At 46.2% G+C, this 26,693-nt stretch carries 27 protein-coding genes; 17 read left to right on the forward strand and 10 right to left on the reverse strand.

Annotated features, from left to right (window positions below; translation table 11 throughout):
• Positions 1-4 precede the first annotated feature (4 nt).
• The 6 genes from upp to ACLSSO_RS02475 form a co-directional block, all read right to left on the reverse strand.
• Entirely contained in the window at positions 5-634 is a 630-nt protein-coding gene (gene upp / locus ACLSSO_RS02450; protein WP_295900043.1) for a uracil phosphoribosyltransferase, read from the reverse strand.
• 10 nt (positions 635-644) lie between these two features.
• Positions 645-1,859 (reverse strand): URC4/urg3 family protein, encoded by a 1,215-nt coding sequence (locus tag ACLSSO_RS02455; RefSeq protein ID WP_295900042.1) that lies wholly within the window; start codon positions 1,857-1,859, stop codon positions 645-647.
• Entirely contained in the window at positions 1,852-3,099 is a 1,248-nt protein-coding gene (locus ACLSSO_RS02460) for a GTP cyclohydrolase II (protein WP_295900041.1), read from the reverse strand. The genes ACLSSO_RS02455 and ACLSSO_RS02460 overlap by 8 nt, the downstream gene beginning before the upstream one ends.
• An 11-nt stretch (positions 3,100-3,110) precedes the next feature.
• Positions 3,111-4,586 carry an aldehyde dehydrogenase family protein gene (locus ACLSSO_RS02465; RefSeq protein WP_295900040.1) on the reverse strand — a complete coding sequence of 492 codons (1,476 nt, stop codon included), beginning with the start codon at positions 4,584-4,586 and terminating at the stop codon, positions 3,111-3,113.
• Between the two features lie 130 nt (positions 4,587-4,716).
• Positions 4,717-6,924 (reverse strand): S8 family serine peptidase, encoded by a 2,208-nt coding sequence (locus tag ACLSSO_RS02470; protein ID WP_413943951.1) that lies wholly within the window; start codon positions 6,922-6,924, stop codon positions 4,717-4,719.
• A 138-nt stretch (positions 6,925-7,062) separates the two neighbouring features.
• Entirely contained in the window at positions 7,063-7,548 is a 486-nt protein-coding gene (locus ACLSSO_RS02475; protein ID WP_295905818.1) for a glutathione peroxidase, read from the reverse strand.
• 284 nt (positions 7,549-7,832) lie between these two features.
• On the opposite strand from ACLSSO_RS02475, the gene ACLSSO_RS02480 reads away from it, so the two are divergent.
• Entirely contained in the window at positions 7,833-9,371 is a 1,539-nt protein-coding gene (locus ACLSSO_RS02480; protein ID WP_413943952.1) for a hypothetical protein, read from the forward strand.
• 289 nt (positions 9,372-9,660) lie between these two features.
• Complete coding sequence (locus ACLSSO_RS02485; RefSeq protein ID WP_295905820.1) at positions 9,661-11,118, forward strand: hypothetical protein; 1,458 nt, start codon at positions 9,661-9,663, stop codon at positions 11,116-11,118.
• Positions 11,119-11,128: 10 nt separating this feature from the next.
• Here the strand turns inward: ACLSSO_RS02485 and ACLSSO_RS02490 are convergent, their stop codons facing one another.
• Both ACLSSO_RS02490 and ACLSSO_RS02495 read right to left on the reverse strand, forming a co-directional pair.
• Complete coding sequence (locus tag ACLSSO_RS02490; RefSeq protein WP_295905821.1) at positions 11,129-12,316, reverse strand: aspartate kinase; 1,188 nt, start codon at positions 12,314-12,316, stop codon at positions 11,129-11,131.
• Complete coding sequence (locus tag ACLSSO_RS02495) at positions 12,313-13,290, reverse strand: lytic transglycosylase domain-containing protein (protein WP_413943953.1); 978 nt, start codon at positions 13,288-13,290, stop codon at positions 12,313-12,315. The genes ACLSSO_RS02490 and ACLSSO_RS02495 overlap by 4 nt, the downstream gene beginning before the upstream one ends.
• Before the next feature lie 223 nt (positions 13,291-13,513).
• Here ACLSSO_RS02495 and flgF point away from each other — a divergent pair, with 223 nt between their 5' ends.
• The 15 genes from flgF to ACLSSO_RS02570 all read left to right on the forward strand — a co-directional run bounded on the left by flgF (position 13,514) and on the right by ACLSSO_RS02570 (position 25,471).
• Positions 13,514-14,329: a flagellar basal-body rod protein FlgF gene (gene flgF / locus ACLSSO_RS02500; RefSeq protein WP_295905979.1), complete on the forward strand. Its 816-nt coding sequence runs from the start codon at positions 13,514-13,516 to the stop codon at positions 14,327-14,329.
• A gap of 15 nt (positions 14,330-14,344) precedes the next feature.
• Positions 14,345-15,130 carry a flagellar basal-body rod protein FlgG gene (flgG, locus tag ACLSSO_RS02505; protein ID WP_295905980.1) on the forward strand — a complete coding sequence of 262 codons (786 nt, stop codon included), beginning with the start codon at positions 14,345-14,347 and terminating at the stop codon, positions 15,128-15,130.
• A gap of 3 nt (positions 15,131-15,133) precedes the next feature.
• The gene (gene flgA, locus ACLSSO_RS02510) at positions 15,134-16,063 is read left to right on the forward strand and encodes a flagellar basal body P-ring formation chaperone FlgA (RefSeq protein WP_413943954.1); all 930 of its coding nucleotides are present in this window, start codon (positions 15,134-15,136) and stop codon (positions 16,061-16,063) included.
• Positions 16,064-16,074: 11 nt separating this feature from the next.
• Complete coding sequence (locus tag ACLSSO_RS02515; RefSeq protein WP_413943955.1) at positions 16,075-16,833, forward strand: flagellar basal body L-ring protein FlgH; 759 nt, start codon at positions 16,075-16,077, stop codon at positions 16,831-16,833.
• Entirely contained in the window at positions 16,826-17,833 is a 1,008-nt protein-coding gene (locus ACLSSO_RS02520) for a flagellar basal body P-ring protein FlgI (RefSeq protein WP_295905983.1), read from the forward strand. Before ACLSSO_RS02515 ends, ACLSSO_RS02520 begins: the two co-directional genes overlap by 8 nt.
• Positions 17,830-18,480, forward strand: coding sequence for a hypothetical protein (locus ACLSSO_RS02525; RefSeq protein WP_413943956.1), 651 nt, complete (start codon positions 17,830-17,832; stop codon positions 18,478-18,480). The genes ACLSSO_RS02520 and ACLSSO_RS02525 overlap by 4 nt, the downstream gene beginning before the upstream one ends.
• Positions 18,477-19,229: a rod-binding protein gene (locus tag ACLSSO_RS02530; protein WP_413943957.1), complete on the forward strand. Its 753-nt coding sequence runs from the start codon at positions 18,477-18,479 to the stop codon at positions 19,227-19,229. The genes ACLSSO_RS02525 and ACLSSO_RS02530 overlap by 4 nt, the downstream gene beginning before the upstream one ends.
• An 80-nt stretch (positions 19,230-19,309) precedes the next feature.
• Entirely contained in the window at positions 19,310-19,639 is a 330-nt protein-coding gene (gene flgM, locus ACLSSO_RS02535; RefSeq protein WP_295905419.1) for a flagellar biosynthesis anti-sigma factor FlgM, read from the forward strand.
• A 115-nt stretch (positions 19,640-19,754) separates the two neighbouring features.
• Positions 19,755-20,273, forward strand: a complete 519-nt coding sequence (locus ACLSSO_RS02540) for a flagellar protein FlgN (protein ID WP_295905420.1) — start codon at positions 19,755-19,757, stop codon at positions 20,271-20,273.
• A 232-nt stretch (positions 20,274-20,505) separates the two neighbouring features.
• Entirely contained in the window at positions 20,506-21,912 is a 1,407-nt protein-coding gene (gene flgK / locus ACLSSO_RS02545; protein ID WP_295905421.1) for a flagellar hook-associated protein FlgK, read from the forward strand.
• Between the two features lie 23 nt (positions 21,913-21,935).
• Entirely contained in the window at positions 21,936-23,018 is a 1,083-nt protein-coding gene (gene flgL, locus ACLSSO_RS02550) for a flagellar hook-associated protein FlgL (protein ID WP_413943958.1), read from the forward strand.
• Between the two features lie 60 nt (positions 23,019-23,078).
• Positions 23,079-23,306, forward strand: a complete 228-nt coding sequence (csrA, locus tag ACLSSO_RS02555) for a carbon storage regulator CsrA (protein ID WP_041869353.1) — start codon at positions 23,079-23,081, stop codon at positions 23,304-23,306.
• 198 nt (positions 23,307-23,504) lie between these two features.
• Positions 23,505-24,032, forward strand: coding sequence for a flagellar assembly protein FliW (fliW, locus tag ACLSSO_RS02560; RefSeq protein WP_295905426.1), 528 nt, complete (start codon positions 23,505-23,507; stop codon positions 24,030-24,032).
• 157 nt (positions 24,033-24,189) lie between these two features.
• A complete protein-coding gene (locus tag ACLSSO_RS02565) occupies positions 24,190-25,101 on the forward strand; it encodes a C1 family peptidase (RefSeq protein ID WP_413943959.1) in 912 nt (303 codons plus the stop codon).
• 43 nt (positions 25,102-25,144) lie between these two features.
• On the forward strand, positions 25,145-25,471 hold the full coding sequence (locus ACLSSO_RS02570; RefSeq protein WP_295905430.1) for a hypothetical protein: 327 nt from the start codon (positions 25,145-25,147) through the stop codon (positions 25,469-25,471).
• On the opposite strand, the gene ACLSSO_RS02575 is transcribed toward ACLSSO_RS02570, so the two are convergent.
• Together ACLSSO_RS02575 and ACLSSO_RS02580 are read right to left on the reverse strand one after the other, a co-directional pair.
• Complete coding sequence (locus ACLSSO_RS02575) at positions 25,449-25,904, reverse strand: hypothetical protein (RefSeq protein WP_295905432.1); 456 nt, start codon at positions 25,902-25,904, stop codon at positions 25,449-25,451. The genes ACLSSO_RS02570 and ACLSSO_RS02575 overlap by 23 nt on opposite strands.
• The gene (locus ACLSSO_RS02580) at positions 25,901-26,680 is read right to left on the reverse strand and encodes an FAD:protein FMN transferase (protein ID WP_413943960.1); all 780 of its coding nucleotides are present in this window, start codon (positions 26,678-26,680) and stop codon (positions 25,901-25,903) included. The genes ACLSSO_RS02575 and ACLSSO_RS02580 overlap by 4 nt, the downstream gene beginning before the upstream one ends.
• Positions 26,681-26,693: the final 13 nt, after the last annotated feature.

Consider the following 26,693-nt stretch of genomic DNA (forward strand, 5'->3'; position numbering starts at 1 on the left):
GATCCTACTTTGTTTGAAACAAACGGTCCCCGGCATCGCCAAGGCCCGGAACGAGGTAACCCAGTTCGTTGATTTCAGTCTCAACGTTCACTGTGTAGATCTCGACATCGGGATGGAAGTGCAGGATGCGCTCAAGACCTGTTTGGCTCGCTAAGATGCTCAACACCTTAATGGAACCTACTCCGTAGTTTTTTAATCTGTCTATAGCTGCCACAATAGTGTCGGCAGTGGCAATCAAAGGATCACAGAGTATAATTTCTTTATTCTGCACGTCCTGAGGCATTTTAAAGTAATACTCCACCGTATTGTGAATGAATTTATCGCGGTAAATGCCAATAAAACCGGTGCTGGCCCTTGGAATCATGGATAAGACGGCATCTAGCATTCCGTTCCCGGCGCGCATGATAGAGACCACCACAGGCGGTTTTACAATGCGCTCAGCGACCGTTTTAGCGATCGGGGTCTCAATAGCCACGGTTTCCAGGTGCTTCCAGTCGCGCATGGCCTCGTAAACGAGGATTTTTGAGACTTCCTTCACGATTTCGCGAAATTCGTGAGAGTAGGTGTCCTTATCGCGAAGGTAACCAAGTTTATGTCTTAAAAGCGGGTGATCAATAACTTTTACTTTATTCACGGGAGACTCCTTAAAAAACGGTTCCATCGCTCTCGATTTTTAATGGCGGGGAGCTATCCGCGCGCAAGGCTTTGGCAGCTTTGCGACCAGCCCACCACGTGCCACCTTCAAGAACTTTGGCAAGAGGGAATTCTGAATCTGATTTGTTTAGTTTATGGCGAACCTTTTCGCCGATACGATCTAAAAGCGAAACCGTGAGGCCGCGCCACTCGATAATCAATTCGGAATCAGGACGGTGAGATTTTTCTAACAGAGCTTGGTCCTTCAAAGTGATGAGTCCCAAATCCAAAAGAAGTCCACCATTGCGATATTCAGCTAGGCCCGTGAGCTTTTCAACTTCGACAAGCTCAAAGCCTGCTTCCATGAGAGGCTCCATCAAAGAGTAACTCATCCATTGGGAAAGCTTATGGAATGCCGCTAAACCGCCTGGAACTTTGGAGTAAGACCAGATATCGCCAAGATTCACACCACCGACTTTCACGCGGCCCGGCCAGATTTCTCCAAGGCCATCAAGCACCGCACGCAAAACTTGCGGTCCCGTGATTTTCTTTCCGTAGCGATTGTGAAGATAATCCACCAAACCACCCGGACGAGCGCCAGGGAAAAGATCTTTTTTAGAACTCACAACTTTTCCAAGATTGTGCAGCAAAGACAAACGACCTTCGACACCCACCAATGGATTTTCCTTCGAAACTTGGAAAGCTTTTTCTAAAGTTTCTTGGGAAAGATGTTGCAAGCCTTCGCCTGTAGCACGGAATGGATGAGCTTTGTCGCTAGAAAGCTTTCCTTCCATAAAAAGATAGAAACTTGCGACGCCTAAACCTTCAGATCTGTTAAAAGTTTTTCCTGAAGAACCTTCGCGGTAAGACCACGTGGCTCCGGCACCTGCATCTAAAAGAACAGACGTGATAACTAAATCAAACTTCGTGCGCGCTTTTTCCATGGGATCAAAGCCCGCCATTTTTTCTTCCAACGTTTTTACGCGATCAATACCGCCGACACGGAAGTGTCCCCAGCGTGAGTGAAAAGGGATTTCCAGACTTGGATAATTGGCTTGAATCACTTCGACCACGTAGTCGACAACGTGATTGAATTTTTCAGGATGGTATTGAAAATGCGTTTGTCCTGCTTGTGTCAGTTCTAAAATTTTCTCGGCACTTTGGCGGATCGCCAAAGGAGACAGCAAAAAGTCCAAATCTTTTTCAGTATAAGTGTGATTATTCATCGATCGGTCTTCCTTTGACGTTTTTAAGTTCTTCTCCTGATTTTGCGTCACCGGCGTTGAAATAGCCTTTGGCTTTCTTTGCTTCGATTTCCACTTTCGCGTCAGCAGGGATCAAGTTTTCAGGAATGGAGATGCGATTCACGACCTCAATGCCGCTTTTAATGATTGCATCGTATTTCATATTGCTCATGGAGTGCAGATTGTGAATTTTTGTGATTCCAAAGAAGTGCAAGATGTCCGGCATCAACTCTTGGAAGCGCGCATCTTCGACACCCGCGACACATTCTGTGCGGTGGAAGTAAGTTGCTGCAGAATCACCACCAGCTTGACGTTTACGAGCGTTGTAAACGAGGAACTTCGTCACTTCGCCCAAAGCGCGACCTTCTTTACGGTAGTAAGCGATAATACCTACGCCACCGCGTTGCGCGGTTCTTGCTGCATCTTCAATTCCGTAAATCAAATACGGACGGCATGTGCAGATATCAGAACCGAACACGTCAGAGCCGTTGCACTCATCATGCACACGGCACGTGAGTTCCACATTTGGATTTGCAAGATCTTGCGGGTTTCCGAAAATATAAACTGTCGTATTGCCGATGGGCGGCAGCATGACTTTCAAATCCGGTCTTGTCACAAGTTCTGGGAACATGCCGCCGGTTTCTTGGAAAAGAATTTTTCTTAATTCACCTTCGTCAACACCCAAGCGTTGAGCTATGCCCGGCAAATACCACACAGGTTCAAAAGCGACTTTTGTGATTTTGATATCTTTGTGTTCGTTGATAATTTTCCCGTCGATTTTTAGACGGCCTTTATCAATGGCTTCATAGATTTCAGGAATTTGTAGATGCGCCTGAGTGACGGCCACTGTCGGACGAACATCGTAACCTTCATCAAAGTATTTTTTAAAATGAATAGGAACGTCAAAACCCCAAGGATCAATGGAAACCATTTTTTGCGGATCAAACCAAGAAGCAAAAGGGCCGATTTTCACAGGGCTTTCGGTGTTGTGAAGATCCGGTTTGTGAAGTGTTGAGTATTTTCCTTGAGCGATCGAAAGTGCGCGATACACGGTATAACTTCCGCTATGTGTGCCGATGGCATTTCTTTTTTTCGTGTCGGTCAAAGAAGCAATGACAGGGCCACGCACAGCAGGGTCTTTTGCGCCCCAGTTGATCGGTAAGCTGTCTTTGAAAACCTGACTTGAATGTGACGTTAAAATAACATGCGATGATCTTTTCATAAGAACCTCTGTTACGACATCCAGTTGTTGTCGTCTTGTTTTTCCCATTTCACTGTGACTTTTTTTACGTTCGACCAAAAATCCAAGGAGTGATGGCCTGTGATATCTCCATGACCGAATTTGGAAGCATTCACGCCGCCAAAAGAGAACGGTTCACGAGGAACTGGAACGCCGACGTTCACGCCGACCATTCCTGTCGAAGCCATGCGCACCACTTTTTCTGCTAAGTTTCCGCTGGAAGTGAAAACAGAGCACGCATTGCCGTACTCAATGCTGTTTTCAATCTTCATTGCTTGAGAAATGTCCTGACAGCGGATGATGCTGAGAATCGGCCCAAAGAGTTCCACCTTTGCGACTTCGCTGTTAGGGGAAACGTTGTCTAGAATTGTAGGACCAATCCAGTGTCCGCCTTCCATTCCGGCAGGGGCTTTGGCTTTACGACCATCTAACAGAACTTTCGCACCTTCTTGTTCAGCTTTAGCAATCGCAGTGTTTAAGAAATCCACTTGGGATTTTGTGATAATCGCTCCCATGTCTTTTCCTAAAACCAAAGAGCGGGCGCGCTCTGTGATTTTTTCGATGTGCTTATCGACGTTACCAACAGCTAACAACACAGCAGCCGCCATGCAGCGTTGGCCTGCGCATCCCGTGAAGGAATCGCTGATACCGATGCCAGAAAGTTCTGGATTCGCATCTGGTAAAAGAACGATGTGATTTTTTGCGCCACCAAGGGCAAGAACACGTTTACCCAATTGAGTTCCACGTTCATAAACTGTTTTTGCAACTTTTGTTGAGCCAACGAAACCAACAGCTTTGACGTTTTTATTGTCGATAATCGCTTCGACAGTTTCTTTCCCACCTTGCAGAACTTGGAAAAGTCCGTCAGGAAGTCCGGCTTCTTTGAGAGCGGCTGCAATTTTTAAAGAAGTCAGCGGCGTTTTTTCAGAAGGCTTCCAGATATAAGCATTTCCCAAAGTCAGAGCGATAGGAATCGTCCACATCGGAACCATTGCAGGAAAGTTGAACGGGGTGATATTCGCAACAACACCCAAAGGCTCGCGACGGTATTCACAAGAAACTCCGCGGGACACTTCGCTTTTTCCACCGAGATCCATGTTTTGAAGAGCGATCGCGAATTCCAGAACTTCAATGCCTTTTAAAAGACCCGCCTTTCCTTCAGCGAAACTTTTTCCAGATTCAGAACTTTTCAGGTGAGCGATTTCATCAAGGTCGCGCATCAAGATTTGACGGAAGTTGAACATCACTTTCGTGCGCTCTTTCATCGGAACTTCAGCCCACTCTTTTTGCGCGGTCACTGCATCGGAAATCGCGGCGTTCACGTCATCCGGCGTGGAGTTACAAAATTCACCAATTTTTTTTCCAGTGTAGGGGCTGATAACTTCGGTTTTTGTACCGGAGCCTTTTTTAAATTTTCCAGAGACAAAGTTCTGGCATTCGATCGGTTGAACAGGGATCTGAACAGTCATAGTTTTCCTCTTGCCGAAGCAATAAAAACTAGAATGATTGCTCAGCCCCTTTGCTTTGCCAAACGAAAATGAGTTGCTGTCAGTTTCGTAATGTTGGGGACTTTTTTGTTTTTACGCGTTTGGACGCAAACTAAAACTGCGTATTAAGCGACTCTAATCTTGCTTCGAAATAGTCCGTCACAAGTTCAGAGCTGCCAGCGGCTTTAAGATTCTCGATATCTTCTTGCACAGCTTTAATGACCTTATCGAAATCTAGTGAAATGATCTGTCCATAGAGCAGTTTTGCTTGCATGTTTTTTTCGAGGTTCGAAATTTTGAAAAGAACATCTCTTTCAAAAACGTTCAAGCCGCCTTTTTTAGACATGTACGTTTCAAAGTCCGTGCAGCGATAAGCGACTTCTTTAAGGTTGCAGTGCTCGCGATCAATGCCGTTCATTTTGCAATTTTTAGATTCGCTGCTTTTGTAAAAATTAAAAATCTCCGCCGCAGTTTGGATTTGGTAAGGAGCTGTCTCCGTGACACCATTTTTCGTAAACCCTTTGCCGTCTCCTAAGTAAGTGTAGCCGTGCACTTCAGAAAACATCGCGGCCGGAAGAAGTTTTCCACTTTTATTGAAGCGACGAAGGGCCACGATGTCGCCCTTTTTCATTTCTTCTTTTGAAATCTGTTTGCACAAAGGAGAATCAATCACAAAAGCAAACTCGCTTCCCAAAGTGTGATGGACGGCTTCAGAGATATTGGCAAGATAAGTGGCGGAGTTCCAGCAATTAGGTCCTCCTTTTTTTGCGTAGTTGCCAAGGAGGTGATCGATCTTTCCTTGTAAAAGAGCCGCGTTTAAATCTGCATAGCCTTTTGAGAGAATCGGTGCCGGAGTTGGAAGAACTTGAGCGGTTTTAATGAACAACTCACGCACTTCGGAAGCTTTAAGGTGAGGCAACTCGCTCCAAAGACGGGCAACAAGGTTCACCATATAAGGTGTTGCCATCGAAGTTCCGGAGTGAGCAATCAGTCCTCCACCAAGACTTGCAGCACTTACTTTAACTCCCGGAGCAAGAATATCCACGCTGGTTTTTCCATAGTTCGAGAAATAAGCCATTTTGGCATTTTGCGGAGTCACTTCGCTATAATCTGAGGCGTCTAATGCGCCCACCTTAAGAACATTGGGCTGAGTAAAACTTGCGGGATACTGACGGTTTTTATAGTCATCAAGATCTTGCTCGGCATTTCCAGAAGCCACAACAAACAAAGTGTCAGGGTTGTTGTCGATCATTCGGCTATAGGCCTTGATCGCATCACGCAGACCCAAGAGGTCTTTGTTGTCACTGGGAAGTCCGATGCTCATATTCACGACTTTGACTTGATGTTGTTTTAAGAATGCAGAAATGCGGTTGACGTAAGCGGCTTGCGTATAGTCACCCGCAAAGCCGATGAGAGCCGCATTATCGAGGCCACGAATCGCGATGTGAGCCACATGCGTTCCGTGAGAAAGTGGACGGTTGTCTTTTTGAAAACCTGTGGAAGATTCTGTTGGAAGACCGATATTACGGACTTGTTCCCATCCGAAATTATCGTCAACCCATCCATTTTTATCGTTGTCGATACCGTCCATTGGATCATTGGGATTGTTCCACCATTTAGTGACTAAAGCTTCGTGGTTGTAATCAAAACCTGAATCAATGATGGCGATGAGAAACTTATTTGGGTTTTCTCTTTGACGTTTTAGAATCTCTATTTCTTTTTCTGATCTGCCTTGGGCACGCAGTGTTTTCACAAGATCGTAAGGCTCGTACATTGAAAACTGAGAAATGATTTTTCCTTCGGCATTTTTTTCGACGAAGGCATAAGGTTTTTCTTCGTCGCCCTTATAGGAAAAGAAAATCGAAGAAAGAAACTGATTCTTGTCGTTCAAATAGTCTTTCTTAAGAATACGGAAAGGTTTTTTGGTTTCGTAGTTTTCGATGTATTCAAATTTATGTGGAACTTCGTCCGTATAAACCCAGCGGCGCAAGCGCACTGAATTTTCGGTCGTGTCGTTCTTCTCGTTAAGACCGGTCCACTCTTCCTGCCATTGGGTTTGTCCAAAAGATTCCTTTTCAACGGAAATGCTGGCTTTGATTACATGACCTGGTTCTGGATACTGATAGCGTTGCCATGAAGTGAAATTGCCATCTGTGCTGTAGAAGCGTTGTTCAACAAGCAGATTGCCTTGATAGTAAGATTCATTGGCGGTGTTGCCGTTAGCGAATTTTTCTTTTTTTACTTCAACAGCGGCGTAAAGATGTTCCTGTCCCAAAATGAGAAAACTTAGAAGAACTTGGAAAAAGATTTTCAAAGTCACAGGACACCTCTTTCGTTATCAAAAAAAACGATTGCAATCGAGGTGCCCTCACAGAGGGAAATACGAGTATTTGAAGGTCGGTTCCTGTCTAAGGTTCAGACAGGGGACCAAGGCCGACACTTTGTTCTTGGAAAGAACCTAGGCCAAAGCTTTTTGAATATCGTCAGCGATATTTTTTGGTTCTTCTTGAGGAGCATAGCGTTTCAAAACTTTGCCGTTACGTCCCACCAAAAATTTCGTGAAGTTCCACTTGATCATCTCAGTGCCTAGAAGGCCCGGAGCGGATTCTTTCAACCATTGATAAAGAGGATCCGCATTGTCGCCATTCACATCCACTTTTGCCATCACGGGGAATTTTACGCCATAGTTGAGTTGGCAAAATTCTTGGATCTCGGCGTTGTTGCCGGGCTCTTGCGCTCCGAATTGATTGCAAGGAAATCCAAGCACAGTGAAGCCCTGGTCTTTGAATTTTTCGTAGAGTTCTTCAAGGCCTTTGTACTGCGGAGTAAAACCGCATTTGCTCGCAACGTTCACGATAAGAACCGCTTGGTCTTTGTACTTACCAAGAGAAACTTGTGAACCGTCGGCACCTTGAACCGAAAATGACTGAAGAGTTTTTTCCATGAGGGCTCCTTTACGTAAGAACTTTTCAAATAGACTCTAGGTGATTCGACATCAACCCATAAAAAATGAAAAGAGAAAACGCCGGGAAGTCATCGAAATATTGCGAGGTGGTTTGCGGTACAAATTACTATTTTTAAGAGAACGCAGTTTCAGAATGAGACGCTGAGCTCAAAGAGAAGTCGTGAATACGGGATTGTCCTCACTAAATCATGAGAAAGATTTGCGAGTCTATTTAGCAAACTAGCCTTAATACCGATAAGTTTACCATGGGGAAAAAGGTATTTTTGGTATTCACCCTCCTTAGCGTATCGCTTTGGTCCTTGCAGAAAGTGCAGGCGGCAGATCCCTTTTTAGGCTGCAAATACTTTTGCGAAAGCCAGTATAATCCCGCTCTGAATCCAAAAGGTTATGACAACTGTCTGGTGCAAACTCAGATGGAAGGTTATTGCGGAAGCAAACCGAGCACGGGACGGACGACGATGCCGGCGGCGGATGCACGCAATGTTTCTCCGACTCCGCAGCAGCAACAACAACAGACACAAAATCAAAATAACAATTCTCAAGCAGCCCAATGTCAGGCACAGTTTGCGCAGCTGTATCAACAATGCGAAACGAAGCTTTCTGAAACAGACAGCACTTGTGATGAAAAAAACGATGCGGGGATGAACTCTGTTTCGGCAACGGCCTCACAAGTGGCGTTAATGATGGGTCAACAAACTTCGGCCAGCATTCAAGCGGCTTGTTCTAAGATGGCGGACATTTCTCAGGCGGCGAATGGTGCGGTGGCCGCTTATCGTTTGATGTGCAGCGGAGCAATCAAAGATTGTCGTTCAGCTTGTGCGGATCTAGTGAACTTTTCGAAATCCAACTCGAATTGTTTTGTGAATTCTCCGTCGGGTAATATTGATTTACCAAATGTTTCTGAGAGTGCTCGTCAAATCACTCTGCAGCTTCGCAATCAAAACAGTCTTGCGATGGTGTCGTCTGCGGAAGCGATCGCGGGTCGTTGCAATAACTACGATGCAAAAATGAACGAAGCGCAACAAGCCATTCAAAACTATGGCATGACTGCCGCCAATGCCAGCCAGTGTGCGCAACTTTCGAAGGGAACAACAGCGGCCGTTCCTGAATATTGCAAAGCAAATCCAACGGCGGTCGGCTGTAATCCTGCGGCACCAGTGGATTGCACAAATCCTACCGAGGCTACGAGCAATAAAGTTTGTGTGTGTTCGGTGAATCCTCACGATCCGATGTGTTCAAGTTCACAAAAGGCCATTTCAGATGGTGGTAACACAAGCTTGATTGATTCTTCTTCGCGTGTTGCCAGCGGTGGTGCGGAAGACTTCTCTGGAGATTTGCCAAATCTTCCACCTGTGATGCCGGGAAAACCTTCTTCCGGCGGACCTGGTCAAGCTGTGGATGGCAGTCAGGGAGGCGGCACACTTTCAGCAACGGGTACAGGTTCTGGCGCGGGTGCTGGAGCAAAGAACGGAAATTCAGCGGAAGATGCCAGTGGCGCAACAAATCCTCGTGACGTGTTAAGTGGATACTATGGCGGTGGCGGCAGTGGTTACAAAGGTGGATACGGAAGTGGCGACGGTGGATCAGGCGGAGCGCGCGGAGTCGCTGCCCAAAATGCCGGAGCAGTCAAAGGTTCTGGTGGCCCCGATCTTCGCCAATTTTTACCGGGAGGAAAATATGATCCTCGGGCGCGAGGACTGGCCGGAGCTGCAGGGCCTGATGGAATCACGGGACCACATTCAAATATTTGGCAGAAAATTCAGAACAGATATCAAGTGGTAAGGCCTTCATTGGTGCCATAGCGTCTCACCTTGAGACACGGTTATACTTTTGTAAAGTTGCGGACGGATCGATCCGATATGTACAAACATGGGAATGATTCGTTCGCTAGCGATCCACTTCGTCTTCTTTTTCACTCTGATAATCAGTTTCGGAATGCAAGCGCATGCGCAGGAAACCTGCGGTTCGCAGACCTGTGGCGAAGGTTATCAGTGTAATGCTCAGAACAATCGGTTTTCACCAACAGTTTATAGATGCGTGCCTATTCCCGGTTTTGATTTTCAAGCCAGTCGCGCGCAAAGAGACTGTCAAATGAGCTGTACTCAAGAAGGTTATTCTTGCCAAGCCGACAACTCTGAAAGAACCAGTTATTCATGCAGACCCCAATCGGGCTCCGAGAACCGTTGTTCAGGACCTTGTCGCGGTGGTGGCTCGCAACGTTTGGTCAATGGTAAATGCGAATGCCCAGGAGATGACAACAATCGTTGTCCTGGAGGATGTCAATCGGGTTGGGAATGTGCTGCCGATGATAACACCCAATCGGGATACGCATGTCGTCCAAGTCAAAATCAAAATTCAGGATCCTGCGTTCAACAGTATCAACAGTTGAAACAAAAATGTGACAGTGAATACAGTGACGCTTCTTATACGTGTGATGAAAAAAATGATTCTGGTATGTCGGACGTAACGAATACCGGAGCGCAATTGGCTTTGATGATGGGCCAACAAACGTCGGCAAGTATTCAGGCGGCGTGTTCAAGAATGGCGGACTTCACTCAAGCAGCTAATGGTGCGCTTGCGGCTTACCGCATGACTTGCAATGCCTCTATTAACAGTTGTAAGTCAGCTTGTTCCGATGCGAAATCTTATCTGACTCAAAACCTTCAGTGTGTTTCTGAAAACAATCAGGCAACGGCATCTAACTTGTTGTCTGCTGCCGATGATTCCGTGAAAAAATGCGGTAACTTTGATTCGAAAATGAATCAGGCACAACAAGCGATTCAAAACTATGGCGCGACTTCAGCGAATGCTTCTCAATGTGCTTCATTGACGTCGGGGACAACAGGTCAAGTCACAGAATTCTGTAAAGCAAATCCCACACACGTTAGTTGTAAAACGGCGGGACCTGTAGATTGTACGGACCCTACGCAAGCAACGACGAACAAAGTCTGTGTGTGTATAAAAAATCCGAACGATCCAATGTGTGGCACTGCTCAAAAAGCGGGTGGCGACGCTGTGGGAACTCCGGGCACTATCGATTCGTCTTCGCGTTTAGCAAGTAACAATAATGGCAGTGCCGATTTCGGTGGCGACATTCCCGGACTTCCTTCTATCACCCCAGGAAAACCTTCTTCGGGAAGTGATCAAGGTGTTGATGGCAGCCAAGGTGGAGGCACCTTGAGTGGCGGCGGTTCTGGTGGCGGTTCCGGCGGAGGTCCTTCTTCCGGTGGCGGTGGTGCTGCGGGTTCCGAAGATAAATCTGTTTTAGGTGGATTTTATGGCGGCGGAGGCGGCGGCCGATTTGGTAGCGGCTCCTACGGCGGAGGAAACGGTGGCGGTGGTCGCGGTGTTGCTGCGGGCGGTGCCAATGGTGCAGCAGGAACTCCAGGTGGACCTGATCTTAGAAAGTTTTTGCCGGGCGGGCAGTTTGATCCGAAGCGTGGCATCTCTGGAATGGGTGGCCCTGATGGAATCACAGGACCGCATTCAAATATTTGGCAGAAGATTCAAAACCGTTATCAGGTGATGAGTCCGACTCTGCTTCCTTAATTTATAATTATTAAATCAACTGGTGCAGGCTTTCGATCACTTGTTTGCGGATCGGAGCCTCAACCAACACAGTCACACTCATCGCACTCATCATCAGTTTGTGACTGTGAAGTTGGCGGTCAGCTAATACATTTAAAACTTGCTGAGTGATTTCTGGAGACGTCGCCCCTGTGCAAGTCACTGTCACTGTGGAGAAATCTGTGGGCAATAAAGAGAACTGCGGATGATTCTGCAATTCTTTTTTAATCGCTTGAACAATTTCTTGAGGACCCGTGAGAAGCATTTCCAATTTATCCGCATTCATTTCACAGTGAAGAAGCTGCGGGAAAGCGATTTGTTTTTGATCAAACAAAGTTTGCAGTTCTTTAAGCGCCTTCGCCGGATTTTTTTCCTTCGAAAGAATTCCTAAAACCATTTCATGAGAATTTAAAGAAAGTGCTTTGCAGGATTCAAACATATTCAATCCTTTTTTAACGAGAGTTCCGTCGGAAGTTTTATTAGAAGCCGGGCCAATGTACAAAGTGACATTGCGAAGTTTTGCGAGTTCCACGGAGCGGTAGTGCAAAACTTTGGCGCCCCAGAAAGTCATTTCCATCAATTGATCGTAATTCAGTTCTTGCAGAGGTCGTGCTGATTTCACGATATTCGGATCAGCGGTAAACACCGCAGGAACGTCTTTTAAGATTTCACAACGATCGGCATTAAATGAAGCCGCCATTGCGACAGCCGAAGTATCCGAACCTCCGCGACCCAGTGTCGTGATTTCTTTTGTCGCAGGCGACACGCCTTGAAAACCCGCAAGGATCACAACTTTGTCCGTTTTCAAAGATTCTTCGACACGGAAAGGTTTTACATCTTTGATGAAGGCATTGACGTGAGAATCATCAGTAAAAATTCCTGCCTGGCTTCCTGTGAAGCTGATTGCGGGACAGCCAAGATCGTTCAACGCCATACTCATGAGCGACATACTGATTCGTTCACCGACTGTAAGAAGCATATCCATTTCACGACGTTGAGGATGGGAAGAAACTTGATTGGCCAAATCAATGAGTGAGTTTGTGGTTTTACCCATCGCACTCACAACAACGATCAAAGAATTTTCTTTTGATTGATTCGCGACTCTGGCGGCAACAGATCTGATTTTTTCAGGATCTGCAAGAGTAGCGCCGCCATATTTTTGCACGATCAAGGGTTTCATTCCAAAGCAACTTTCCTGTGATTCTGGTAGACGTAGGAAGAAACAAGTCGGGCCGCTCCTTTTGGAACGCGGATGAAGTGTTTTTCCACCTGACGAGGAATGTAACCTAAATAGAGTTCTGCATTCAAATCTTTTAATGACTTTCTTGTGACGCCCAAGTGATCAGCAAGAGGTCCCAAATCCGTACCGCCGGGGACAATGACGACTTCATATTCAAGCGGATCCATTTTTTCTAAGTCGCGGAATCCATAAAGGTTCGGCGCTTTCGCAATGAGCATCGCGGCCAAGATTTTAGGAACGTACTCTTGCGTTTCTTGTGGAAGCGCATTGAGTTTTATGAGCGTCCAGTAATCTTTCGTGCCGTATTTCTTAATCTGACGACGCAATCCGTTTTCGCCCATGTTGTAACTCGCAGCGACCAAGTACCAAGAACCGAACTCACTATAGAGGTCACGCAAGTAACGAGTTGCAGCGAGTGTGCTCTTCTTAAGATCACGGCGCTCATCGAGCCACCAAGTTTTACTTAGACCATAACGGCTGCCGGTTGCTTCGATAAACTGCCAAGGTCCGACAGCATCGGCATGGCTGATCGCATTGGGTGCAAAGCCACTTTCAATCATCACCATATAAGCAAGATCCAAAGGAAGGTTTGCGCCTTTGAGTTCTTCTTGAATGAACGGCATGTACTTGTAAGAACGCTGCAACCATTCGCGGAACCATTTGTTGCCGCGAGGTCCTTGGTAGTAAGCAATCCACTTGCTCACTTTTTTATTGTAAGTCACAGGCAAATCAAAAATCAGATTGTCGGAGTGAACATTGGTTGAACGCGCCGTTAATGATTTTAGTTTTTCTTTTAAAGTCTGCGCTTGATTGACCGGCGTAACAGGAACTGCAGGAGCCGTTTTGGGAGTTTCAGCGTGCGCTGAAAAAGACGTCATCAAAATTGGAAAAAGCAATGCGGCCCACGTTCTCATAAAGATCATTATGAAGCCGATTCTTTGACACTGTCGACAAAGAACTGACAATTCATTGGCTGCATCGACAAAGGTCAATGCCTCGGTCAAATGCAAAAAAACTGGAGGCCAGAAATTTTCTCCACGTCAAAGGTCGAGGTTGGAAGCTTTTTCCCAGACGAAGATCCGTCCTGTCAAAACGTGGCACATGCTTTGCTGCTACACAAATTGTGGAGGAGTATACATGTCAGTAAAAGGCGTCTACACAGCTCTTAGCGGAGCGATGGCTCAAAGTACGAAGTTAGATACCATCGCCAATAACTTGGCCAACGTAAATACTCCTGCGTTCAAACGCGACCAGCAACTTTTCCAAGAATATTTGACGGCCAATGAAAAGCCACCAACGACAACGCAAATTCCTCGCGACGTCGCTTCGATTGAAAGTTTCTATAATATGCAAGGTGGCGACAAAAGTTATGTCGACACCAAAGGAACATTCACTGATTTCTCACAAGGTGGTTTGAAACCCACTGGGAATGCTTTAGATGTTGCCATTGACGGTAAAGGCTTCTTTGAAGTGGCAACTCCAGGGGGAGTGAAACTCACTCGCGCTGGAAACTTTACTTTGGATGGCAACGGTCAACTTGTGACGAAAGAAGGTCATCCTGTTTTGCGTGCCGGTGAGCCGGGTGCAGATCCTGCTTCACGTGTGATTCGTTTGCAAGGATCTGGTGCCATCACTATTGCCGATAATGGCGATGTGTTTGAAGGCACGGAAAACATCGGCAAACTTTCACTTGTGAACGTGAACAATCCCGACACTTTACAAAAAGTGGGCGGCTCTCTTTATACATTTAAAGCAAACAGCACTCCCGATATGACAAACATCAACAATCCCAGCTTGAAGCAAGGATTCCTTGAGACTTCCAATGTCAATATCGTGCAAGAGATGACAGACATGATCTCCACGAATCGTGTTTTTGAGAGTACGCAAAAAGCCATCAGCGCCTACGACCAAATGGCGGATAAGATGGTTAACGTGGTTGGAAAAACTAATTAAGGGAAGGATTCCTAGATGCTAAAAAGTTTGAATACAGCAGCGACAGGTATGGCGGCTCAACAGACGAACATGGATGTGATCGCCAATAATATCGCCAACGTTTCAACAAACGGATTTAAGAGATCTCGCGCAGAGTTTGAAGATCTCATGTATCAAACACAAAAAGAGCCAGGCACGGCAACGGGAATGAATTCGTATTCTCCGAATGGTGTGCAAACAGGTCTGGGTGTTCGTACCGCTGCGATTCAAAAAGATTTCGCCGGTGGAAATGCACAAGTCACAAAAAATCCTTTGGATATTCAAATTGAAGGCGCAGGATTTTTCCAAGTTCTGACTCCGGATGGTCAAGTGGCTTACACGCGTGATGGCGCTTTCAAAAAAGATCCTCAAGGTCGTATCGTCGATAAAAATGGAAATGCCTTGCAACCCGAGATTACAGTTCCACCAGATGTTTCTGGAATTGAAGTGGCTCCAAACGGCGAAGTGCGCGTGATCCAAGGTTTGAGTGACGCTCCAACAACAATTGGACAGATTGATATTACAAATTTCGTGAACCCAGCAGGTCTTAAAGCTTTGGGTAAAAACTTGTTTGCACAAACTCCTTCGAGCGGTCAGGCCATTGCGTCTCGTCCAGGTTTGAATGGCACAGGCTATTTGGCGCAAGGACAACTGGAAGCAAGTAACGTGAATATTGTTGATGAGATGGTGAACATGATCACGTCTCAACGCGCTTACGAAACAAATTCAAAAGTGATTCAAGCGTCAGACCAGATGCTTCAGTCTATTAATAACATGAGATAATTGATGAAGAAGATTTTCGCGGTTCTTTTCTTATTCACTCTTCAGGCGCAGGCCAGACCTGAGATTTCTATTCCCGGTAGCGTGGAAATTTCTCAGCGTCCACTTTTGCGTTTAGGGGATATTGCGACAGTGACAAACGGAAACGAAGAATTGCTTTCGTTGATGGACACTGTTGTGATCCGCGAAGATGCCCGCGAGCTTTTGCTTTCTCAGCACTTGGATTCCAAAGAGATTTTAGAAAAAGTGCGCACGGCGATGAAGGACCAAGAGAATCTGAAAAAACTCAATCCGTCTTTCAAAATTCCATCCAAAGTAAAAGTGAGTTTTGCTTCCACTCCGATTTCTCGTGAAGAAGTGCAAAGAAAAATCGTGAACACTTTGCAAGCGCGCTGCAACGAATGTGAATACAAAGTCACAATTCAAAGCACGCCGATTCCTGCGCAAAAACAGTGGGAACTCGATTTTACGCAGCTTTCAGCGAAAGGTGGCTTCCTTTTGCCACTGCGTGATGGCGATCAGCGCCAATTAAAATGGATCTCAGGAACAATTCGTGTGTCCCAATTAACCCCGGTGACGACTCGATTGATCTTACAAGGAGAGAGGGTTCAATCCCAGGATGTCCGTATGGTGATGACGGATGTGACGTACGCTAAGGATGGCGCACTTCGCATTGAAGACATCCAAGGGCAATTGGCCGCTCGCTCTCTTCCCGTTGGAGGCCCGATTTGGACTTCTGATCTCAAACGTGAACCGGCAGCTAAGAGGGGACAGATTGTTAAGGCATTACTTGGCGACGAAGATTTCGAAATCTCCGTCAACATGGTGGCCGAGGACAACGGCTTTGTCGGAGACATGATTAAAGTTAAAAATACAGAAACTCAAAAAGTACTCTCTGGCGTCGTGATTGAAAAAGGTGTGGTGAAGTTGCAATGAGAAATGACAGCATGAAGTCGTTGGTAATCCAGTTTATTTCTTTGGCGGCCTTGGTTTTTGCCACGGCTGGCTGTGCGACTATGAAAGATCTCTGGGCTTCTTTGGATGGAAAAAACTCTGAGGCTCCGACTCTCGAGAATATCAAGTCGGCACCTCGTTATTCAGACAATCAAAACATGGGTGTACCGACAGATCGTCAGTACAAACGCATGACGAGAAATCGCATGGAAGAAGAATCTGATCTTGGTGCGACGGCGGGTTCGACTTGGGTGATGGAAGGCCAAGGCGCTTACCTTTTCGCACAAAACAAAATGCGCAAAGAGGGCGATCTTCTTAACGTGAAATTGGATGCTCCAGCAATGAAACAAGTGGAAACAAAAGTTTCCGTTATCAAAAAATTACTAAAACAGTTGGAAGAGCAACAACAGCAGCAACAGCAACCTGAGTTGAACAACTCATTGGCTGCGAATGCTGAGGGCGCTCGTGCTCCTGCTTCTGAAGCAAAAAAAACAGAACCTGCTAAAGAAGAAAAAGAAGAGGGCGGGTTGGCAGAAGTGCAAAACATTCCAACTCGTTTGATCGAAAAATTGGCCGATGGAAATTACCGCGTGAAAGGGCAGCAACCTTTCATGATTGGAAAACGTGAATACAAAGTGATCGTCACAGGACTTATTCGCCCCGAAGATTTCAACGATCAGGGGATTACTTCAGACAAACTTCTTGATCCCCAATATGATGTCGTGAGCATCAGAAAGACACGCAATGAATAGAATTTTTCAAATCCTTGCTATCATCGCTTTGTTCATTCTTGGTTACTATGAGGGTGCCAACGCGGCTCGCTTGAAAGACATCGCAAGTATTCGTGGCGTGCGTGAAAATCAATTGATTGGTTACGGTATCGTTGTCGGTCTTAAGGGTACTGGCGACGGAAAAAATGAATTCATGAGTAAAAGTGTCGTGCGCATGTTCGACAAATTGGGAATGAAATTGGATTCTCCAGAATTTGCCAGCAAAAATGCGGCGGCAGTTATTATCACAGCGACAATGCCTGCATTTGGTAAAGCGGGAAATCCGATTGACATCACAGTGAGTGCTATTGGTGACGCCTCTTCATTGCAAGGTGGTACTTTGTTGCAAGCTCCTCTGCGTGCGGCGAATGAACAAGTGTACGCTGTCGCTCAAGGAAGCATCGTGATTGGTGGCGACGGAAAAGATTCGCACACAACATCAGGTCGTATTCCGAATGGCGCGATCATTGAGCGTGATATGACGGCGGATTTTTCTTCTCGCAAAATGTATCGTCTTACTTTGATCAATCCTGATTTCACAACAGCAGCTCGCTCTGTTCTTACAATCAACAAAGAACTGGGCGGTCACTACGCCACAGCGAAAGACGCGGGAACGATTGATATCATCACTCCGTTTGCCTATGAAAATCGCGGTGTGGAGTTGCTGGCGACGATTGAATCTATCGAGATCAATCCCGACATGAAAGCACGCGTGGTTGTGAATGAAAAAACAGGGACTATCGTAATTGGAGATAAAGTCAAAATTTCGAAAGTTGCTATTTCACACGGATCTATCGCAGTGAAAGTCGGCGACGGTAAAAAGGGCAGCGAAGAAAAAGTCGCTGTTCTCGACACAGGTGTCAGTGTTGGGGAACTCGTGCAGGCACTAAACAAACTTGGTGTCTCGCCGAAGGACCTGATTACTATACTTCAGTCCATCAAGTCAGCTGGAGCTTTGCACGGGGAACTCGAAGTATTATGAAATTTGTGTTTCGAAATGACACAGTATTTAATAGAATTGAAGTATTAGTGTCTGACACATGGATGTGCCAGATACGCGGGGAGGGTGAGGAAGAGATCGCGAACCATGGAAGGTCAAGAGTCAAAAGTTTCTCGCAGGAAACAGGAGCAATAGGTCAGCAGGCACCAAGGATTGGTGAACATGAGCCGAAGCTACACTCTCAGAGTCAAGCACAGGATGTGCATGATTCTCCGACTCAACTCCCCTTTTTTTCTCTTCTTTCGACAGCGGACATTGCTACGTGTGAGGTAAGTGAAGGGTTGCAGCAGCCCTTCGCTTCGGACAGTCCTCGCGCTTCTTTGTCTTTCTTGGCATTGTTGGATTTTCGTTTTTTGTTTTCTGAGTACTGCTGCACTTCTTTCTTGGCGCTGCGGAACTTGCGCAGGGCTGCTGCAACCCTTCACTTACCTCTCACGACAAAGTTCGTTGTAGAAGCGCAAAAGGGGTTGAGGGGGATTCAGGCGCTTGGTTTGACTCTGAAAGTGTCTGCTTCAGAGCGCTTTGATGTCTGGCCTTCGGCTGAAAGGTACCAGGTACCTTTTTCTTTTTCCCTAATTTCTAATTTTCGATTTTTTATTTCTCAATTTTTTCTTGGGAGCCTTGCATGAGCGACATTAATGGCGCGTCTGGTGGCTCTGGAAATTTCAAAGCTTTTGATTCTAAGTTTATGGGGACGCCTCATCAGCAGAAGACTCCTGATCAGAAGCTTCGTGAAGTTTCTGATATGTATGAGAAGCATTTTCTTCGCGAGATGATGAAGGCTATGCGGTCTACTGTGCATGAAGGTGGCTTTGTGCAATCTAATCAGGCTGAGAAAATTTTTAAAGAGCAGCTTGATGATCATTATGTTGAAAAATGGGGCGAGCGTGGGGGCATTGGGCTTTCTGATGTTATCTACAAACAGCTTGTTGATAAATTTGGTGTGGCTATGGGGATTAAAGCTCCTGTTGCTAAACCTCAAGGGCCGCTTCCTTTGGATAATAAAAGTGAGTATCGTGCTCAGCCTTTTCAGCATCCTGGTAAAAAACAATCTGTGTCGTACAGAATTGATAGAAATTTGAATGGCGCGGACGCGCGCAGTGCTGGAGCGCCGGATGGCGCGCAGGCTGAAGCAGCTCCTGTGAAAGCCCCATGGGATGGGGTTCTCCTGGGGAAGCGCTCTCTTGTGGACAATCAAACTCTCGTTGAAATTGGGCACGACAATGGTCTTAAAAGTCAGATGGTTTTTAAGGGGGCTGTGTCGAATGTTTCTACAGGGCAAAAGCTGCAAGCTGGCGACACCCTTGGGTTTTTGAGTCCAGAGGCAAAATCACTCTACTGGACTGTAGAACCTGGACCAGAAACTGTCTCAGAATGATTTGGTGTAACTGTCTCAATGTGGTACTATGAAAAGAACAAAAGAGTGTCTTTTAGCACTCGAAAGCATGGAGGATCGCAATGAAGATCACGCACAATAAAGTCGGACAAAATTTGAATCTCACTGATTCCACTCGTTCCGACAAAGCCGACGGCGTAAAAAATAAAGCCACGGGTGCGGCGACGAACAAAGCAGATTTGTTGTCTTCGTCTTCACTCGGCGAATCTTCTCGTGTTGAACTTTCTCCTCGTGCACAAGAAGCAAAACGCATCAAAGAACTTGCGATGTCTGCTCCTGACGTTGACGAAGCGAAAGTCGCTAAATTCAGAAAATTGATCGACGAAGGAAAATACCAAGTCGACGCCAAAGCCATCGCCGACAAAATGGTCGACGAGCATTTGGAGTTTTAGGCCGACGGCAGTCGGGCAGAGCCGCAGCGCCGGGGCGCGCAGGCTGAAGCAGCTTCAAGTTCGAAGTTGAAAAATTAAATCTCAACCGCAATAAGCGGCATCAAGGATGATGAAGATGGACGCAACAGTAGAAAGAGCGTTTCACAAGTTAGAAGCCAATCTCGAAGAACTTACAAAGATCTATCGTTCTCTTCTCGATATCGTACGCAAAGAAAAAGAAATCCTTCTCAAAGCAGATCGCGACGCTTTGGATGAAAGCAACAAACTCAAAGAAGAGTTGCTATTCAAACTGCGCGCTCAAGATTCTTTGCGCTCACGCTATGCCATGGATCTTGCCACAATGGTCGGAGCCGACGTTGAAAATCCACGCTTGTTGGAACTTGCACAAAAACTTGCAGGCACACCAGCCGCAGATCGTTTGCGCACACAACACGCCGCTCTCGATATCCTGATCAAAAGAATCACAGAAATTAATAAAGAAAACGAAGAATTCACAAAGTCCGCTCTGAATACATTGAACGGCGCTTTGAACGATATCAAAGACACTCTCTCCGGCAAAAAAACTTACGGAGGCAAAGGCCAATACAAACAAGGCCCCCAAGTGTCCGGTAACTTCGTTAGTAAAGAAGCTTAAAAAAACGGCGCAGAATGCGCCCAGAAAAAAGCGCCCCAAGAAGTCCATCTTCCGAAAGGCGCCAACGAGTGGAAGGATGTACGCCAGAAGTTTCTTAGGTTTTAAATTTAGTCCCCGTGCGAGTTCCGCAGCAGCGGCCCCGCAGGGAAGCGTCCGCGAGGACTGTCTGAGCAAAGGGAACTAAATTTAAAACCTAAGAAACTTCGGGTCGCACCACCGAGCAGGAGACAGGATGTCTAAAATCTCGGCTATGATGGATACGGGTAAACGCTCTCTGATGAACTCTCAGACAGCGTTGCAAACGGTCGGTCATAACATCGCCAATAAGTCGACAGAGGGCTTCTCTCGCCAGAGAGTCGAACTCATGACGAACCAACCGATCACTGAGGGAAATCTTCAGATCGGGATGGGTGCGCGTGCGGGAGTTGTCACTCGTGTTAACAATCCTTGGTTAGAAAAACAAATCCAAAAAGAAGGCACAAGCATGGGATATCAAGATTCCCGTACAAATGCTTTGAGCCGCGTTGAACAGATCTACAACGAACAAGCGAACAAAGGGTTGAATCAGTACATGACTGATTTCTTCAACTCCTTCCGTGAACTTTCCAACAATCCAGAAAGCTTGGCTTCCCGTACAATGGTGCGTGAGTCGGCAGCGGCGTTGACCAAAGATTTCAGTCGCGTGGTTGGACAGTTGAAAGATGTTCAGGATGATATCGACGGTCAAATCAAAACGACGGTCGATGAAATCAATCAGATCACAAAAGAAATTGCGTCTCTGAATGAAAAAGTTCAGATGGTGGAAATTCAAAATACTCCGGCCAACGATGAAAGAGACCGTCGTGATCTATTGCTTAAAAAATTAGGCGAAAAAATCGATATCTCGTGGGCGGAAGGTAAAGACGGCATGGTCACGGTGACAGCCGGTCGTACAGGAATCTTGGTTTCGGGAAGTGGTTCTTCAGAATTGAAAGCGCAAGAAACAGAAGAGCGTGATCGCGTGGAAATTTTCTTCGTGGGCACAGGAGCTCCTGCAAATATCACAAAGCAAATCACAGGTGGTCGCATCGGTGGTGCTTTGGATGTGCGCGATCACGTCATCGAGGACATGCTCGCTCACGTTGACAATATGGCTTACACTTTGGCGAAAGAAGTCAATGCCGCTCACATCGAGGGTTTTGATAAAGCGGGTCGCCCGGGTGTTTTATTCTTCGAAATGCCAGAAAGCGTAAAGGGCGCGGCTTCTTCCATTGAGCTTAATAAAACAATCTTTAACGACGTCGGCAGAATTGCAGCAGGAGCACAAGCCGGAGCTGCAGGTGATAACACTGTTGCCAATGTGATTTCTTCTTTGCAAAACCGCCAGGTGATGGACGGTGGTTCTTCCACTTTGGATGACTACTACAACACGCAAGTCGGTCAAATTGGTGCGATTGCGCAACGAGCGGCGAAAGCTCAAGAGTCGCAAAAAAATGTTCTGAGCCAATTGACGAATATTCGTGAAAGCATCAGCGGTGTTTCTCTGGATGAAGAAACAACAAAGATGATTGAGTTTCAAAAAACTTACGACGCTTCCGCAAGACTGATTAAAACAGCGGACGAAATGTTTGATACGGTACTAAACCTTAAGCGCCTCTAATTAGGATAGGGAATACAACGTAGATGAGAATCGCAGATAAAATGGCTTTCAATCAGGTGAATCAGAATCTGTCGAAGAATCGATCAGATATGGCTGATTTGCAGAATCAAGCTGCGACTCAAAAGCGTATTACAAAACCTTCCGATGATCCTTTGGCATCAGCCCGCGTTCTTGCCGCTCGCACGGAAGAGCGAGGCAACACGCAGTTTATTAAAAACATCAACAATGCGCGCTCTTTCTTAGAGTTCTCTGACCAATCTCTCGGGGAGCTTTCAGAAATTCTTGTGCGTGCTAAAGAACTTGCGATCAGCCAATCCAATGATGCCAGCGGAAATGCAGAAAGCCGCATGGTCACAGCGTCTGAGGTTGAACAAATCTACAATCAAGCCGTGCAAATCGGAAACCGCAAGCTCGGTGAAAGATATATTTTCGGCGGATATAAAACTCAGACAATGCCATTCAGTCAGGCGGGGGAATACTTCGGTGACGATGGCGATATGAAGATCCAAACTCACAAAGACTCTTTTGTTGCGATGAACATTCCTGGCAACAAAGTGTTTTTGGGAAAAGGTTTGGGTGGCGACGGCATTGTGCGCGCTCGTTATGAAGCGCCGACAAATGTTGAGCAGTTGAAAGAGTTCCAACAAGAAGAAGTCCAGCGTAAAGAACAAAACCAAGAGCTCGAACAGAACTATCTGGAGACTCGTGGACCTGCTTCTGAGCGCCGCACCAGCCGCATGGATAAGCAAGATCCAGTGACGGGTGGAGCAGGGATCAACTTGTTTACGACTTTGCGCAATTTGGAAGTTTCTTTGCGCACCAATGATAAAGACGGCATTCAGGAGACCTTGGATACTTTGGATCAGGCCATCTCTCAGGTGGTTCTGGCTCGTTCTGAGGTTGGGTCCAGAATCATGTCCGTCAATAACACCATGGATTCCCTGCAAAAGGCCGTGGTAGACAATAAGGTGACGGCGTCGGAGCTTGAAGATGCCGATGCATTCCAAGTGATTTCGGATATTAATAAGACCGATAGCACCCTAAAAGCGACCCTCGAAACGTCTGGAAAGCTTATTCAGCCAAGCCTTCTTGACTTTCTCAGATAAAAATAATACCTACAGTTCCGCTTAAAACTACCGATAACGACTGCAGCAAAAGGAGTTGTCATGCTGGTTCTCACACGGAAGTTGGGTGAAAGCATCGCTATCGATGACCACATCAAAATTAGAGTAGTTCAAATCAAGGGTAAACAGGTCCGCCTAGGTATCGAAGCGCCCAAAGACACCAAAATCCACCGTGAAGAAGTTTACGTTGCGATCCAAGAACAGAACCAACAGTCTGCAAGTGTCCCAGCTGACAAAACGCGTAGCGTTGCAAAGCTATTGAAGCCTTAATTCCAATTTTTGACATCTAATTTCTAAAGGGGTCCCATCGGCCCCTTTTCCGCTTCCAGAGCCTGAAGCATCTTGTCATGCCATCTAGATTTTAATTGTGTCTCCCTAGATTTAGGTCCAGATTTATAGATGTATTCACCATCAGAGTGCCTTCGTGTGTCTAAACTATGGGTGAATCCTGAATCTTTGGGAGGATGAATGATCATTTCGACATCGCGCTTCGGCCAAGTTGAGCTGAAACAAGAAGATGTTTTGACGTTTTCGGAAGGCCTTCTAGGCTTTGCGGATTTGCGCAAGTTCGTTCTTCTCGATGATCCAAATGACGAGATCTTTGCATGGTTGCAAAGCTGTGAAGCGCCTCAAATCGCGTTTCCAGTTTTAGAACCGGAACTCTTTGCTCCTCAATACAAAGCAACTCTCACAAAAAGCGATCTTGAAGCGTTGAAACTAACGGCTCAAGACAAAGCTCGTTACTTCTCTATCGTGACAATTCCTGATGATCCGACTTTGATGACGGCGAACTTGAAAGCTCCGGTTGTTGTGAACGTGGCGGCGAGAATGGCTCGTCAGTGCGTTCTTCAAGACAATAACTTGGCGATCCGTGAACCGATCTTCACGAAGTTGCAACAACGTGTGGTGCAAAATCCTGCGGTGGCAATCAAGAACCAATCTTCTGGTATCGACGTTGCGACAAAGTTGAACGTTGTGAAAGACGCTGAACTTTAAAAATATACGAATTCAAAATGAAGAAAAGGCTCGGTAAACCCGGGCCTTTTTATTTTCTATGATCGCTCAGAGTCTTGGCCTATGCGGAGGTACGGTTTCGTACTTTCGCGGCTGCAGAAATTTGCGCCACCATTCTGGTTAACATAAAATTATAAACATGAGACTTGTCTGGAGCGTTCTAGTTTTATTCTTAAGTTATTCCGCACATGTTGCCACGGCAGAGTCGTGCACAACCGTGGATCTTCGTAAAGATTTAGGACCTGTTCGCAATCAAGACGGTGTCGGATGGTGCTACGCCTTTTCGGCTGCCGACATGATCACTTTTAAAAACAAAGGCCGCGCTTACGTTTCTGCTTCTGACGTGGCTACACAGTATATCAGTCAGCAACAAAATATCTCTATCACAAGCGGTCCCATTGTTACATTCGGTGGCGGAGTTCCGGTCGAAGCAATGAAGATCGCAGCAAAAAAAGGTGTATGCACGGAGGCTTCCGTGCCCTCTGAAGTGAATCGCGGAAGTGACATCTATGAAGCTTATTACAATCTTTTTCGCATTTCGAAATCTCTTCAGACAACGGGACAAGGAAAAGAATATTGCGCCGGTGCCGCGCAAGCATATCAAAAGTTTTTTCCCAGCAGTTCTCCGCAAGAGATTGCAAGAACAATCGCGACAGAACCTCCGTGGCGAGTCGTCGCAAAATTGCAGAGTAAAAACTGTCCGACTCGCTACAGTGCGGGCTTTGGCGAAAACGATGTGACGGCCGAGACGAACAAAACCAAAATACCCCAGGTTATTAAAAATCAGTTTGATCTCAAAAAGCCCGTGATGATTTCTTATCCCATTAAGCTCATCATGAAAAAACATCCGACGGCTGATGGCATGCACGCGAGTGTTTTGGTGGGAAGAAAATTTAACGCCAAAACCAAGAAGTGCGAGTATCTGATTCGCAACTCTTTCGGACGTAGCTGTGATGGTTATAACAAATCTTTAAAGTGTGAATCAGGAAATATTTGGGTTGCAGAAAATGACTTATTTGAATCTGTTGCTGATATTACTTATTTTAAGTAGTTTTTTAAACTTCGCCCAAGCTGAGGAGCCCGTCTTCACTTGCATGCCCAGTGAAATCAAAATTCCCTATGCCGATGGCAAAACAAAAACAGAGAAAGTCGACATCTGCACAAACAAAGATCGAAATTCCTTACGCTCTAAGGGCTGCTTAAAACTGGAATGTCTTCCCAAAGAAAAACTAAAAAGAATCAAATTTTCAGATGTGGTTTCCGACTCGGGCTCGCCTGGATTTAAAATCTGCCACGAAATCGGCGGAAAAGCAGAGCTGATTGAATTTAAGGCCGACGATCAGTGGTACAATTTAGACCGCTGCAAGCTGGGTAAAGAGTTTGTAAATCCCGGAGTGCTTATTGACGAAGTGAGCGAGTAGCCTTTTTGTTTTCCACTTTGGTCAGCATATGAATCACATAAGACAATGTTAACAACATTCCGATAGAGAAATGCACAACGCTGGCGTAAGTGGAAAGTTTCTCATCGCCTAAATAAAGAATTCCCATCCCGGTCATTCCTAAGCCCACGATAAAGCTCATCAGTGCCACACCGCTCACGCGTTTCGCTTTTTTACGAAAGCCTAAGCGCACGTGCACACTCGATAAAGCACCTAGAACAGTGAAGACTGTGAATCCCAAAACCACGTGCAGAATCACGATCCAATCACGCTGCTCGGTAGGAAGTCTCCACGGGAAGTTCCACTCTAATTTCAAAACTAGGATTGTCGGAAAAAGCAAAGCGCCAGTCACAAACGACAGGAAAAAAATCGAATGAATCAGATTTTTAGAAAACCACTTTGGATAACCGATCATAAACAGCGTCCACCTAAACGAGCCATAATCTCTGCTCTTTCTTCAGGAAAAGCAAGACTTGCGACCTTTGTTAAAGCATCTGCGCGCCAGGCATTTTTAGCGAGAACCGTCCACACCCCCAAAGCGGGCTTACGGTCTTCTGAAACCACCCAGCCGGGGAAGCTTTGATCATAGCGGTCTTTCACCCATGTTGTGGCGACAGACATATTTTGCAAGCCGCCCAGGGTTTCGCCAGGGCCCTCCGGTCCGCGGATTTGCAGTGGTAAGACCACATCTCCGTAAACGCGAATGTCGCCTCCGGCATTGATCCAACCATTGGCAAGACCGGCTTGCTTTAACGCTCTGATCGCGAGATCCACGGCATACCCTTTGGCGATGCCATCTAAGACGACGCGCACAGGGCGAGCGAGAAATACTTTTTTTCCGCGCATCTGAATATCGGAAGCATCCCCGATCGGCAAAGGAATCTCGGAGCTTTGAAAATAAGAAGAATGATCTGGTAAATACCCCGAAGACTGAAGCTTTCCGCCCACAGTGGGATTAAAAAGGCCACTGCTTGCACAAGACATGGCTTTGGCCAAGCGAAGAACCCGCCGACTGTGAGGATGTAATTCCACTTCTTTTCCGAAAGAATAATTCAAACGGCTCAGATCACTTTGAGGATTGTGAAAACTTAAAAGATTGTGAATTTCTTCAATCGCCGCAAACGCAGCTTCAAAAGCCGGAGAATCTTGAGCCGAAGGGCAGGCGGAGCCCACCTCAACAAATGTTCCCAAGAGAGGCTTCATT

It is taken from the genome of Bdellovibrio sp. HCB-162 (assembly GCF_047344985.1).
GTDB lineage: Bacteria > Bdellovibrionota > Bdellovibrionia > Bdellovibrionales > Bdellovibrionaceae > Bdellovibrio.